We start from the raw sequence: 13096 nt of genomic DNA, 5'->3' as shown, positions 1-13096 counted from the left end.
AAAAAAGCCTTTTTCTGTAAGCTACAGCTTTAGTGTGTCCACTAAAAGCGCGCAGATGATTCTATAAGAAAGCGGGGTGACGTAACTACGTCATTCCGCTTTTTTGCAACCTGCGAATGCCCTTTCAGGCTTTACTTACGGGAGGTCTTCTTGACTAAGCCAGCCATACTCGCCCTTGCTGATGGCAGCATTTTTCGCGGCGAAGCCATTGGAGCCGACGGTCAAACCGTTGGTGAGGTAGTGTTTAACACTGCCATGACCGGCTATCAGGAAATCCTTACCGATCCTTCCTATGCCCAGCAAATCGTTACTCTGACTTACCCGCATATCGGTAACACCGGCACTACACCTGAAGACGCTGAGTCTGATCGCGTCTGGTCTGCTGGTCTGGTCATTCGTGATCTGCCGCTGGTTGCCAGCAACTGGCGTAACAAGATGTCGCTGGATGATTACCTGAAAGCCAACAATGTTGTGGCAATCGCTGGGATCGACACCCGTCGCCTGACCCGCATCCTGCGTGAGAAAGGCGCACAGAACGGCTGCATCATGGCCGGTGACAACATTTCCGAAGAAGCAGCCATCGCCGCAGCGCGCGGCTTCCCGGGCCTGAAAGGCATGGACCTGGCGAAAGTTGTCAGCGTCAAGGAATCCTACGAGTGGCGCTCCAGCGTCTGGTCCTTGAAGACCGACACCTGCCCTGAAATTGCCGCATCCGAATTGCCGTACCACGTCGTAGCCTATGATTACGGCGTCAAGGTCAACATCCTGCGCATGCTGGTCGAGCGCGGCTGCCGCGTAACCGTCGTTCCGGCTCAAACGCCAGCCAGTGAAGTACTCGCCTATAAGCCTGACGGTGTATTCCTGTCCAACGGCCCTGGCGACCCTGAGCCTTGCGACTATGCCATTCAGGCGATCAAGGAAGTGCTGGAAACCGACATTCCGGTATTCGGTATCTGCCTCGGCCACCAACTGTTGGCTCTGGCATCCGGTGCCAAGACGGTGAAAATGGGTCACGGTCACCACGGTGCCAACCACCCGGTACAGGACCTGGACACCGGCGTAGTGATGATCACTAGCCAGAACCACGGTTTTGCGGTGGATGAGGCAACACTGCCGGCCAACGTTCGTGCGATCCACAAGTCGCTGTTCGACGGCAGCCTCCAAGGCATCGAGCGTACCGATAAGGATGCGTTCAGCTTTCAGGGTCACCCTGAAGCAAGCCCGGGCCCGACTGACGTGGCTCCGCTGTTTGATCGCTTCATCGAAACCATGGCCAAGCGACGCTGAACGGTTGCCTTGAGAATGTAACGCGCAGCGCTGGGCTGGACCTGGGCAAACGTCCGGCGAAGACCGCCCAGCCGCTGCAAAGAAGTTCAAGACGGCTTGCCGACTGACCTACGGATTTGAGTGACAAACCATGCCAAAACGTACAGACATTAAAAGCATCCTGATTCTCGGCGCCGGTCCTATCGTGATCGGTCAGGCCTGTGAATTCGACTACTCTGGCGCTCAGGCTTGTAAAGCCCTGCGCGAAGAGGGTTATCGCGTCATTCTGGTGAACTCCAACCCAGCGACCATCATGACCGACCCGGCGATGGCCGACGCGACCTACATCGAACCGATCAAATGGCAGACCGTTGCCAAGATCATCGAAAAAGAGCGTCCAGACGCCGTGCTGCCAACCATGGGTGGTCAGACTGCTCTGAACTGCGCGCTGGATCTGGAGCGTGAAGGCGTTCTGGCCAAGTTTGGCGTTGAGATGATCGGCGCCAATGCCGACACCATCGACAAGGCTGAAGACCGCTCGCGTTTCGACAAAGCCATGAAATCCATCGGTCTGGACTGCCCGCGCTCGGGTATCGCCCACTCCATGGAAGAAGCCAATGCCGTGCTCGAGAAGCTGGGCTTCCCTTGCATCATCCGTCCGTCCTTCACCATGGGCGGCACCGGTGGCGGTATCGCTTACAACCGTGAAGAGTTCGAGGAAATCTGCACCCGTGGTCTGGACCTGTCGCCGACCAAGGAACTGCTGATCGACGAATCGCTGATCGGCTGGAAAGAATATGAAATGGAAGTTGTCCGTGACAAAAAGGACAACTGCATCATCGTCTGCTCCATCGAGAACTTTGACCCGATGGGTGTGCACACCGGTGACTCGATCACTGTTGCGCCAGCGCAGACGCTGACCGACAAGGAATACCAGATCATGCGTAACGCCTCGTTGGCGGTACTGCGTGAGATCGGTGTTGAAACCGGCGGCTCCAACGTTCAGTTCGGCATCTGCCCGAACACTGGCCGTATGGTTGTGATCGAGATGAACCCGCGTGTATCGCGTTCCTCGGCACTGGCTTCGAAAGCGACGGGTTTCCCGATTGCTCGCGTCGCCGCCAAACTGGCTATCGGTTACACCCTCGACGAACTGCAAAACGAAATCACCGGCGGCAAGACTCCAGCGTCTTTCGAGCCTTCGATCGACTACGTTGTTACCAAGCTGCCACGCTTTGCCTTCGAGAAGTTCTCCAAGGCTGACGCTCGCCTGACCACGCAGATGAAGTCGGTCGGTGAAGTCATGGCAATCGGCCGCACCTTCCAGGAATCCCTGCAGAAAGCTCTGCGTGGCCTGGAAGTCGGTGTCTGCGGTCTTGATCCAAAGCTGGACCTGAGCAATCCGGAAAGCATGAGCACCCTCAAGCGTGAGCTGACCGTTCCGGGTGCTGAGCGTATCTGGTACGTGGCTGATGCTTTCCGCGCGGGCATGACCGTCGAAGAAATCTTCGCCATGAACATGATCGATCCTTGGTTCCTGGTGCAGATCGAAGACCTGATCAAGGAAGAAGAGAAGGTCAAGACTCTGGGGCTGTCTGCCATTGATCACAGCCTGATGTTCCGCCTCAAGCGTAAAGGCTTCTCCGATGCGCGTCTGGCCAAACTGCTGGGTGTTACCGAGAAGAACCTGCGCACTCATCGCCACAAGCTGGAAGTGTTCCCGGTCTACAAGCGCGTCGACACCTGCGCAGCCGAGTTCGCGACCGACACTGCTTACCTGTACTCGACGTACGAAGAAGAGTGCGAAGCTGCACCGACGGGTCGCGACAAAATCATGATCCTGGGTGGCGGTCCTAACCGTATCGGCCAGGGTATCGAGTTCGACTACTGCTGTGTGCATGCGGCTCTGGCCCTGCGCGAAGACGGGTACGAGACCATCATGGTCAACTGCAACCCGGAAACCGTGTCTACCGACTACGACACTTCTGATCGCCTGTACTTCGAACCAGTGACCCTGGAAGACGTGCTGGAAATCGTCCGCGTCGAGAAGCCTAAAGGCGTCATCGTTCAGTACGGCGGCCAGACCCCTCTGAAACTGGCTCGCGCCCTTGAAGCGGCCGGCGTACCAATCATCGGCACCAGCCCTGACGCTATTGACCGTGCAGAAGATCGTGAGCGCTTCCAGCAAATGGTTGAGCGTCTGAACCTGCGTCAGCCGCCAAACGCCACCGTGCGTAGCGAAGACGAAGCGATTCGCGCTGCTGCCAAGATCGGTTATCCGCTGGTTGTTCGTCCGTCCTACGTATTGGGCGGCCGTGCGATGGAAATCGTTTATCAGGAAGACGAGCTCAAGCGCTACCTGCGCGAAGCGGTTCAAGTATCCAATGACAGCCCGGTGCTGCTGGACCACTTCCTGAATTGCGCCATTGAAATGGACGTCGATGCAGTATGCGACGGTACTGACGTGGTGATCGGCGCGATCATGCAGCACATTGAACAGGCGGGTGTTCACTCCGGTGACTCGGCTTGCTCCCTGCCTCCGTACTCGCTCCCGGCTCATATCCAGGACGAAATGCGCGAGCAGGTCAAGAAAATGGCTCTGGAGTTGGGCGTAGTCGGCCTGATGAACGTGCAGTTGGCGTTGCAGGGTGAAGACATCTACGTCATTGAAGTGAACCCGCGTGCCTCGCGTACCGTGCCGTTCGTTTCCAAATGCATCGGTGTTTCCCTGGCAATGATCGCTGCTCGCGTCATGGCTGGTAAGACCCTGAAAGAGCTGAACTTCACCAAAGAAATCATCCCGAACTTCTACAGCGTGAAAGAGGCGGTGTTCCCATTCGCCAAATTCCCTGGCGTTGACCCGATCCTTGGCCCAGAGATGAAGTCGACCGGTGAAGTGATGGGTGTGGGTGATACCTTCGGAGAAGCATTCGCCAAAGCCCAGATGGGTGCCAGCGAAGTACTGCCAACTGGCGGCACTGCGTTTATCAGTGTGCGTGACGACGACAAGCCTTTGGTGGCTGGCGTTGCGCGAGACCTGATCAACCTCGGTTTCGAGATCGTTGCCACGGCCGGCACTGCCAAACTTATTGAAGCCGCAGGCCTGAAGGTGCGTCGCGTCAACAAAGTTACCGAAGGTCGTCCGCACGTGGTCGACATGATCAAGAATGACGAAGTCACGCTGATCATCAACACGACCGAAGGTCGTCAGTCGATCGCTGATTCTTACTCCATTCGTCGCAATGCCCTACAGCACAAAATCTACTGCACCACTACGATTGCTGCGGGCGAGGCTATCTGCGAAGCGCTGAAATTCGGTCCGGAAAAGACCGTGCGTCGCTTGCAGGATCTACATGCAGGATTGAAGGCATGATCAAATACCCAATGACAGTCCAGGGCGCGAAAGCCCTGGAGGAAGAACTGACTCACCTGACCAAGGTCGTCCGTCCAAAGCTCAGCCAGGACATTGGCACCGCTCGCGAACTGGGTGACCTGAAGGAAAACGCCGAGTACCACGCTGCCCGTGAGCAGCAGGGTATGGTTGAGGCGCGGATTCGTGACATTGAAGGCCGGATTCAGAATCAGGTCGTCATTGATGTCACGACCATCCCTCACACCGGCAAAGTAATTTTCGGCACGACCGTGGAAATCGCCAACGTCGAGACGGATGAGCGCGTCACTTACCACATTGTGGGTGAGGATGAGGCTGACTTTAAACTCGGCAAGATTTCGGTAGGTTCACCATTGGCCCGTGCCTTGATTGCCAAGGAAGAGGGCGATGTAGTTGCCGTGAAGACGCCGGGTGGCGTTATCGAGTACGAGATTGTTGAAGTCCGCCACATTTGAATCAGGTCGCCCGTTTTCAGCGGGCACACTGATCTGGCAGCTGGCCCAGACGTTTTGGGTCGGCGGCATGGTTTTGCTGCATTTGGCTTTGCTGGCGGTGCTGGACCAAACCGGTCTGGCGCCGTTGTTGATCAATGAGCTCACCGGTCAGTCCGGTGCATTGCTGGTGGGGGTTGCGATGTCATGTGCAATCCTGCAACTGGCAGTATTGCTCGGTGTTGAAAGGTTTGCAGATATTTGGCGGGACTTGCGCGGACAATTGCTGTTCGTCGCAATACTGTCGGCAATCAGCTATTTCGGCATGCGGTTCTGGTTACCGGATGCGGTGAGCTGGCAGTTGCTGAGTTATCTGGCGTTGGGAATGTCCGGTTTGCTGCTGGTCTTGCAACCTGCGCCGGGGAGCAGCACCAGGGCGCGCTGAGGCGGCCCTGGTCTGTTTGTATCAAACTGCGCGGTGGACGTTGGAGAGCTGCTTGTTTACCTTTGGGTTCTTGCGGTAGATCAGCGCCATCTTGCCGATGACCTGCACAAGATCCGCAGATCCGGCCTTGCACAGTTCGGCAATGGCTTGAAGGCGGCTTTCGCGGTCCAGGATGTTGAGTTTGATCTTGATCAGCTCGTGATCGCTCAGTGCGCGCTCCAGTTCGGCGAGCACACCTTCGGTCAAACCATTGTCAGCCACGATCAATACCGGTTTCAGGTGGTGGCCAATGGATTTGTACTGTTTCTTCTGCTCTTGAGTGAGCGGCATAATCTGACCTCTGCGTCTGATCTTGTAAAAAGCGGCGGCCAGTTTACCCGAGCGAGTCCGGGACCGCCCACTTAATCACGACTCGATTATTTTTGAGGTGCCCTGTGGCCCGTTCCAAGACAAGTCATAACTGGCTTAAAGAACACTTCGACGACAAATACGTCAAAATGGCGCAAAAGGACGGCTATCGTTCACGAGCCAGCTACAAGCTGCTCGAGATTCAGGAAAAGGACAAAATCATCCGTCCTGGCATGACCGTAATCGACCTCGGTGCGGCACCCGGAGGTTGGTCTCAGGTGACCAGTCGTCTGATTGGTGGTCAAGGTCGTTTGATTGCATCCGACATTCTTGAAATGGACAGCATCCCTGATGTCACCTTTATTCAAGGGGATTTCACTGAGGATGCAGTGCTGGCACAAATTCTGGAAGCTGTCGGTAATACACAGGTAGACCTTGTGATTTCAGATATGGCCCCCAATATGAGTGGACTGAGCGCTGTCGACATGCCCCGCGCAATGTTCCTTTGCGAGTTGGCACTCGATCTTGCCGGGCGGGTTTTGCGTCCAGGTGGTGATTTTTTGATCAAGGTTTTCCAGGGTGAAGGCTTTGACGTGTACCACAAGGACATTCGCAAGCTGTTCGATAAGGTCCAGATGCGCAAGCCGTTGTCTTCGCGTGATCGCTCCCGTGAGCAGTATTTATTGGGGCGTGGCTTTCGCGGCATTGAAGGCTCGGCGAGTGATGAGCGTCTTTGATTCTTTGAGATGCGGCGATAGTTTTTTTTAAATGGCCATGTCGATGCAGCATCACCGAGCATCGTGTAGTCAAAGTTTCACAAAGGGTTACAGACGGCGCCTGCCACATCTGTAGGTTCTGTAGTAAGTTAGGCCGGTGAATATCATGCGAGGCACGCTCTGCGTGGAGCTTGCTTCAGAGGGTAGCTAATTGAACGATATGGCAAAGAATTTGATCCTGTGGTTGATCATCGCGGCTGTCCTTGTGACGGTGATGAACAACTTCTCCAGCCCTAACGAGCCGCAGACCCTCAACTATTCCGAGTTCATCCAGCAGGTCAAGGATGGCAAGGTCGAGAAAGTTGCAGTGGATGGCTACGTCATCACGGGCAAGCGCAGCGATGGCGATACCTTCAAAACCATTCGTCCGGCAATCCAGGACAATGGTCTGATTGGTGATCTGGTCAACAACAACGTGGTTGTTGAAGGCAAGCAGCCAGAGCAGCAAAGCATCTGGACCCAGTTGCTGGTAGCCAGCTTCCCGATTCTGGTTATTATTGCCGTGTTCATGTTCTTCATGCGCCAGATGCAAGGTGGCGCGGGAGGCAAAGGTGGCCCGATGAGCTTCGGCAAGAGCAAGGCACGCCTGCTCTCCGAAGATCAGGTCAAGACCACTTTGGCTGACGTTGCGGGTTGCGACGAAGCCAAGGAAGAAGTGGGTGAGCTGGTTGAGTTCCTTCGCGATCCGGGCAAGTTCCAGCGCCTGGGCGGTCGTATCCCTCGCGGTGTGCTGATGGTTGGTCCGCCAGGTACCGGTAAGACCTTGCTGGCGAAAGCGATTGCAGGCGAAGCGAAAGTACCGTTCTTCACGATTTCCGGCTCTGACTTCGTTGAAATGTTCGTGGGTGTCGGTGCAAGCCGTGTTCGCGACATGTTCGAGCAAGCCAAGAAACACGCTCCGTGCATCATCTTCATCGACGAAATCGACGCTGTAGGTCGCCATCGTGGTGCTGGCATGGGCGGTGGTCACGACGAGCGTGAGCAGACTCTCAACCAGTTGCTGGTAGAGATGGATGGTTTCGAAATGAATGACGGCATCATCGTCATTGCCGCCACCAACCGTCCTGACGTGCTTGACCCGGCTCTGTTGCGTCCTGGTCGTTTTGACCGCCAGGTTGTGGTCGGTTTGCCAGACATTCGTGGTCGTGAGCAGATCCTCAAGGTTCACATGCGTAAAGTACCAATGGGCGATGACGTAAATGCGGGTGTGATTGCTCGTGGTACGCCAGGCTTCTCCGGTGCCGATCTTGCCAACTTGGTCAACGAAGCATCGCTGTTCGCTGCCCGTACCGGTAAGCGCATCGTTGAGATGAAAGAGTTTGAGCTCGCCAAAGACAAAATCATGATGGGCGCTGAGCGCAAATCCATGGTCATGTCCGAGAAAGAGAAGCGCAATACGGCTTATCACGAAGCGGGTCACGCGATCGTGGGTCGTGTGGTGCCAGAGCATGATCCGGTTTACAAGGTTTCGATCATTCCACGTGGTCGTGCCCTGGGTGTGACCATGTTCCTCCCTGAGGAAGATCGTTACAGCCTGTCCAAGCGTGCTCTCATCAGCCAGATCTGCTCGTTGTACGGCGGTCGGATTGCTGAAGAAATGACCCTTGGCTTTGACGGTGTCACCACCGGCGCTTCCAACGACATCATGCGGGCCAGTCAGATTGCCCGGAACATGGTGACCAAGTGGGGCCTTTCGGAGAAACTGGGTCCTCTTCTGTACGGTGAAGACGAAGATCAAGGCTACCTGGGTCGTGGTGGCGGTGGTACCAGCAGCGGTTTGTCGGCTGATACCTCTCGTTTGATCGACTCCGAGGTGCGCAGCATCATTGATCAGTGCTACGGCACTGCCAAACAGATCCTCACCGACAATCGTGAAAAGCTAGACGCGATGGCAGATGCGTTGATGAAATACGAAACGATTGATGCCGAGCAGATCGACGATATTATGGCAGGCCGTACTCCGCGCGAGCCGCGCGATTGGGAAGGTGGCTCGGGTACCCCTGGTACTCCGGTGACACCTCCGGATGTTCGTCCGGAAGCCCCGATCGGTGGCCCTGCTGCTGAACACTAAGGCCTGACATGAACTCTGTGCTGTACCCAACCCGGTTGCCTTGCGGCAACCGGGTTCTTGATTTGTCCCGTACGCATGTTATGGGCATCCTCAACGCAACTCCCGATTCCTTCTCCGATGGTGGTCGCTACACCCATCTCGATGCTGCTCTGCGGCATGCCGAAGCGATGGTTGCTGCGGGGGCTACGCTGATTGATGTGGGTGGCGAGTCCACTCGTCCCGGGGCGCGCGCAGTTTCACCCATCGAAGAGCTCGAACGCGTGGCCCCTGTCGTAGAGGCTGTGAGTCGTGAGCTGGACGTCATCATCTCTGTGGATACCTCCACGCCGGCTGTCATTCGTGAAACTGCCCGACTGGGTGCAGGTTTGATCAATGACGTTCGCTCGTTGCGTCGTGATGGTGCCTTGGATGCAGCGGCTGCCACCGGGCTGCCAGTGTGCTTGATGCACATGCGTGGCGAGCCGGGTGATATGCAGGATGATCCTCGGTACGACGATCTGGTCCGGGAAGTTGGCGCCTTTTTGCGCGAGCAGATGGGGCGTTGCAGTGCTGCTGGCATTCCTGAAGAGCGCATTATCCTCGATCCGGGTTTTGGCTTTGCCAAGAGCCTTGATCACAACCTGAGCTTGTTCAAGCACATGCAGGAACTGCATGCGCTAGGCCGTCCACTCTTGGTTGGCGTATCGCGCAAGAGCATGATTGGTGGTGCGTTGGGGCGTCCGGTTGGCGAGCGTCTGTTTGGTGGTCTTGCTCTCGCTGCATTGGCGATGACCAAGGGCGCAAGAATTCTACGTGTGCATGACGTCGCCGAAACGGTTGATGTCGTGCGGATGATTGCCGCGGTCGAAGCGGCGCAATAAGAATATTGGAGCATCCATGATTACCAAGAAATACTTCGGAACCGACGGCATTCGTGGTCGAGTGGGGCAATTCCCTATCACTCCCGAATTCATGCTGAAACTCGGTTGGGCGGCGGGCATGGCGTTTCGGCGTCTTGGTGCGTGCCGCATTCTGGTAGGCAAGGACACGCGTATTTCTGGTTATATGTTCGAGTCTGCACTTGAGGCGGGTCTTTCTGCTGCCGGTGCCGACGTCATGCTGTTGGGGCCAATGCCTACGCCCGCAATTGCTTACCTGACCCGTACTTTCCATGCGGAGGCCGGCATCGTTATCAGCGCGTCGCATAATCCGCACTACGACAACGGCATCAAATTTTTCTCTGGTCAGGGGACGAAGCTGCCTGACGAGATCGAGTTGATGATCGAGGAGTTGCTCGACGCGCCAATGACAGTCGTCGAGTCGGAAAAGCTGGGCAAGGTTTCGCGTATCAATGACGCTGCCGGCCGTTATATCGAATTTTGTAAAAGCAGCGTGCCGACCAGTACTGATTTCGCTGGCCTGAAGGTGGTGATCGACTGTGCTCATGGCGCTACTTACAAGGTCGCGCCAAACGTTTTTCGCGAGCTTGGGGCGCAGGTCACCGTTTTGTCGGCCCAGCCTGACGGTCTGAATATCAATGAAAACTGCGGCTCCACTCATATGGGGGCGCTGCAGGCTGCGGTCCTGGCTGAGCATGCAGACCTCGGTATCGGTTTTGATGGCGATGGCGACCGGGTCTTGATGGTTGATCACACTGGCGCTGTTGTGGACGGTGATGAGCTGTTGTTTATCATTGCTCGTGATCTTCACGCGCGGGGTCGCCTGCAAGGTGGTGTCGTCGGAACCTTGATGAGCAATCTCGGGCTTGAGCTGGCGTTGGCTGATCTGAACATCCCGTTTGTGCGCGCCAATGTGGGTGACCGCTATGTGATCGCCGAGCTGCTGGAGCGTAATTGGCAGATTGGTGGCGAGAACTCGGGGCACGTGGTTTGCTTCCAGCACACCACCACGGGTGACGCGATCATTGCTGCTCTGCAAGTGATACTTGCTTTGCGCCGCAATGACGAGAGTCTTGCCCAGGCGCGCCAAGCGCTTCGCAAGTGTCCGCAGGTGTTGGTCAACGTCCGGTTTTCGGGTGGTGTCGACCCTGTCACGCATCCTGCCGTCAAAGAAGCTTGCGACCGTGTAACGGCCGCCATGGAGGGTCGCGGTCGGGTGTTGTTGCGCAAGTCCGGGACCGAGCCACTGGTTCGCGTGATGGTTGAAGGTGAGGACGAAGTGCAGGTTCGCGGTTACGCGGATGAGCTCGCAAAACTGGTTGCTGAAGTTTGCGCCTGATTTCGGCTTGCCAGTGTTGAAACTGTTGGGTAACATCTGCGCCCACTTTGACCGACGAGGTACAGCATGCGTCGCCCTATGGTAGCTGGTAACTGGAAGATGCACGGTACCCGCGCCAGCGTCGCTGAGCTGATCGAGGGCCTTGCAGAGCAGGTCCTCCCTGGCGGTGTTGATGTGGCGGTGTTTCCGTCGAGCCTGCACGTGAACCTTGTAGTCGAGGGTTTGCAAGGCAAGTCAATTTCTGTGGGTGCGCAGAACTGCGCGCACGAAGCAGGGCAGGGTGCTTTGACCGGTGAGGTGTCGCCGAGTCAATTGGCCGATGCAGGTTGCAAGCTGGTACTTGTGGGTCATTCGGAGCGCCGCCAGATTATGGGCGAGAGCGACGATGTTCTGATTCGCAAGTTCGCTGCAGCTCAGGCAAGCGGCCTTACGCCGGTGCTGTGTATCGGCGAAACTCTCGAAGAGCGTGAAGCTGGCAAAACGCTTGAAGTGGTCGGGCAACAGCTCGACAGCGTCATCGTAGCGCTGGGCATCAATGCTCTCGCGAATGCAGTAATCGCTTACGAGCCAGTCTGGGCCATTGGTACCGGGCTGACCGCTTCGCCTCAACAGGCGCAGGACGTGCACGCAGCTATTCGTGCGCAGTTGGCGAAAGAGAATGCTGAGGTCGCACAAGGCGTGCGACTTCTTTATGGCGGCAGCGTGAAGGCGGCCAATGCGGTCGAACTGTTCGGCATGCCGGATATCGATGGGGGGCTCATTGGTGGTGCCTCCCTGAATGCAGCTGAGTTCGGTGCGATTATTCGCGCCGCGGGAAACTGAAAAAATGCTGGAAACAGTCGTAGTCGTTTTTCATCTGCTGGCCGCTCTGGGCGTTGTTGTCCTGGTATTGCTGCAGCAGGGTAAGGGTGCGGACGCTGGCGCGTCTTTCGGAGCAGGTGCATCAAATACTGTCTTCGGAAGCCAAGGTTCCTCTACCTTTCTTAGTAAGTTTACTGGTATACTCGCCGCAGCTTTTTTCATAACCAGCTTGGGGTTAGGTTACTTTGCTAAAGAGAAAGCTCACGAGCTGACTCAGGAAGGTTTGCCAGATCCAGCAGTAATGGAAATGAAGCAAAAACCGGCAGCAGATGATGTTCCGGTGCTCGAAGGGCAAAAGCCAGCCGCTGTTCCAGCTGACGTACCTCAAGCTCCAGAGCAGAAGTAAGGTTTCAACAGGCAGTGAAGTTTGAGGCTGCCAAAGATGTATTGCCGAGGTGGTGGAATTGGTAGACACGCAACCTTGAGGTGGTTGTGCCCATAGGGTGTAGGGGTTCGAGTCCCCTTCTCGGTACCAATTATCAGGAGAGCCCGCTGTTGCGGGCTTTCTTGTAGGTGGAAGGTTACATTGACCCTGTAAGGGATCGGTCGTATACTTCCGCCCCAGCTTTGTCGCGGGGTGGAGCAGTCTGGTAGCTCGTCGGGCTCATAACCCGAAGGTCGTCGGTTCAAATCCGGCCCCCGCAACCAGTTTAAGGAGCCCCTTTTAAGGGGCTTTTTGTTAGCTGGACACTTTCAACGCCGCTGTTCGACGGCGTTTCAAGGATGGGCGTTTCGCCCATTTTTTTATTTTGCATAGCATGCACATACATGCACGAGGGGGTTCAGGTGTCGAGCAAGCTAGAAGAGTTGCAGGCCTTGCTGGCCCCGGTGGTCGTGGCCCTAGGCTATGAATGCTGGGGTATTGAGTTTTCGGCTCAAGGTCGCCACTCAATGTTGCGCGTTTATATTGATAAAGAGGGCGGTGTGCTGGTGGACGATTGCGCCATCGTGAGCCGTCAGATCAGCGGTGTTCTTGATGTTGAAGATCCCATCTCCGTTGAATACACCCTCGAAGTTTCCTCGCCTGGCATGGAACGCCCACTGTTCACTATTGATCAGTTTGCAAAATTTGCCGGTGAACAAGTGAAGATCAAGCTGCGCTCGCCTTTCGAAGGTCGACGCAATTTTCAGGGCCTTCTGCGCGGTGTAGAAGAGCAGGATGTTGTGGTGCAGGTAGAAGACCATGAGTTCCTGTTGCCGATCGATATGATCGACAAGGCCAACATTATTCCCACGTTTGACTGATACGTGCCAAATACTGCGGATCCCGCGGATCCAATGGCTTGCGAA

The 13096-nt window shown here is 56.0% G+C and carries 12 protein-coding genes and 2 tRNA genes; 13 read left to right on the top strand and 1 reads right to left on the bottom strand.

From position 1 onward, the window contains the following. The first annotated feature begins 150 nt into the window (after window positions 1-150). The 4 genes from carA to AUC60_RS10555 all read left to right on the top strand — a co-directional run bounded on the left by carA (window position 151) and on the right by AUC60_RS10555 (window position 5533). Entirely contained in the window at window positions 151-1287 is a 1137-nt protein-coding gene (gene carA, locus AUC60_RS10570) for a glutamine-hydrolyzing carbamoyl-phosphate synthase small subunit (protein WP_087266503.1), read from the top strand. Window positions 1288-1417: 130 nt separating this feature from the next. Further along, the gene (carB, locus tag AUC60_RS10565) at window positions 1418-4639 is read left to right on the top strand and encodes a carbamoyl-phosphate synthase large subunit (RefSeq protein ID WP_087266501.1); all 3222 of its coding nucleotides are present in this window, start codon (window positions 1418-1420) and stop codon (window positions 4637-4639) included. Further along, the gene (greA, locus tag AUC60_RS10560) at window positions 4636-5112 is read left to right on the top strand and encodes a transcription elongation factor GreA (protein ID WP_087266499.1); all 477 of its coding nucleotides are present in this window, start codon (window positions 4636-4638) and stop codon (window positions 5110-5112) included. Before carB ends, greA begins: the two co-directional genes overlap by 4 nt. After that, window positions 5090-5533, top strand: a complete 444-nt coding sequence (locus tag AUC60_RS10555) for an MFS transporter (protein ID WP_238599554.1) — start codon at window positions 5090-5092, stop codon at window positions 5531-5533. Before greA ends, AUC60_RS10555 begins: the two co-directional genes overlap by 23 nt. Window positions 5534-5554: 21 nt before the next feature. Here the strand turns inward: AUC60_RS10555 and AUC60_RS10550 are convergent, their stop codons facing one another. Then, entirely contained in the window at window positions 5555-5863 is a 309-nt protein-coding gene (locus AUC60_RS10550; protein WP_027900317.1) for a YhbY family RNA-binding protein, read from the bottom strand. Between the two features lie 104 nt (window positions 5864-5967). Between AUC60_RS10550 and rlmE the strand changes: the two genes are divergently transcribed. From rlmE to rimP, 9 genes are all read left to right on the top strand, one after another. After that, entirely contained in the window at window positions 5968-6618 is a 651-nt protein-coding gene (rlmE, locus tag AUC60_RS10545) for a 23S rRNA (uridine(2552)-2'-O)-methyltransferase RlmE (protein ID WP_037015133.1), read from the top strand. A 199-nt stretch (window positions 6619-6817) separates the two neighbouring features. Beyond that, window positions 6818-8728 (top strand): ATP-dependent zinc metalloprotease FtsH, encoded by a 1911-nt coding sequence (gene ftsH / locus AUC60_RS10540; protein WP_087266497.1) that lies wholly within the window; start codon window positions 6818-6820, stop codon window positions 8726-8728. 8 nt (window positions 8729-8736) lie between these two features. Beyond that, a complete protein-coding gene (gene folP, locus AUC60_RS10535; RefSeq protein ID WP_087266495.1) occupies window positions 8737-9588 on the top strand; it encodes a dihydropteroate synthase in 852 nt (283 codons plus the stop codon). Between the two features lie 19 nt (window positions 9589-9607). Further along, complete coding sequence (gene glmM, locus AUC60_RS10530; RefSeq protein ID WP_167384332.1) at window positions 9608-10945, top strand: phosphoglucosamine mutase; 1338 nt, start codon at window positions 9608-9610, stop codon at window positions 10943-10945. Window positions 10946-11011: 66 nt separating this feature from the next. Beyond that, window positions 11012-11767, top strand: coding sequence for a triose-phosphate isomerase (gene tpiA / locus AUC60_RS10525; RefSeq protein ID WP_087266491.1), 756 nt, complete (start codon window positions 11012-11014; stop codon window positions 11765-11767). A 4-nt stretch (window positions 11768-11771) separates the two neighbouring features. After that, window positions 11772-12152 (top strand): preprotein translocase subunit SecG, encoded by a 381-nt coding sequence (gene secG / locus AUC60_RS10520; RefSeq protein ID WP_087266489.1) that lies wholly within the window; start codon window positions 11772-11774, stop codon window positions 12150-12152. A gap of 43 nt (window positions 12153-12195) precedes the next feature. Next, window positions 12196-12281 (top strand) — tRNA-Leu (locus tag AUC60_RS10515). Window positions 12282-12377: 96 nt separating this feature from the next. Next, a tRNA-Met gene (locus tag AUC60_RS10510) sits at window positions 12378-12454 on the top strand. Window positions 12455-12592: 138 nt separating this feature from the next. Then, the gene (gene rimP, locus AUC60_RS10505; RefSeq protein WP_158099111.1) at window positions 12593-13051 is read left to right on the top strand and encodes a ribosome maturation factor RimP; all 459 of its coding nucleotides are present in this window, start codon (window positions 12593-12595) and stop codon (window positions 13049-13051) included. Window positions 13052-13096: the final 45 nt, after the last annotated feature.

Source organism: Pseudomonas caspiana (genome assembly GCF_002158995.1).
Lineage (GTDB): Bacteria > Pseudomonadota > Gammaproteobacteria > Pseudomonadales > Pseudomonadaceae > Aquipseudomonas > Aquipseudomonas caspiana.
This window is presented reverse-complemented; position numbering and strand designations above follow the sequence as displayed.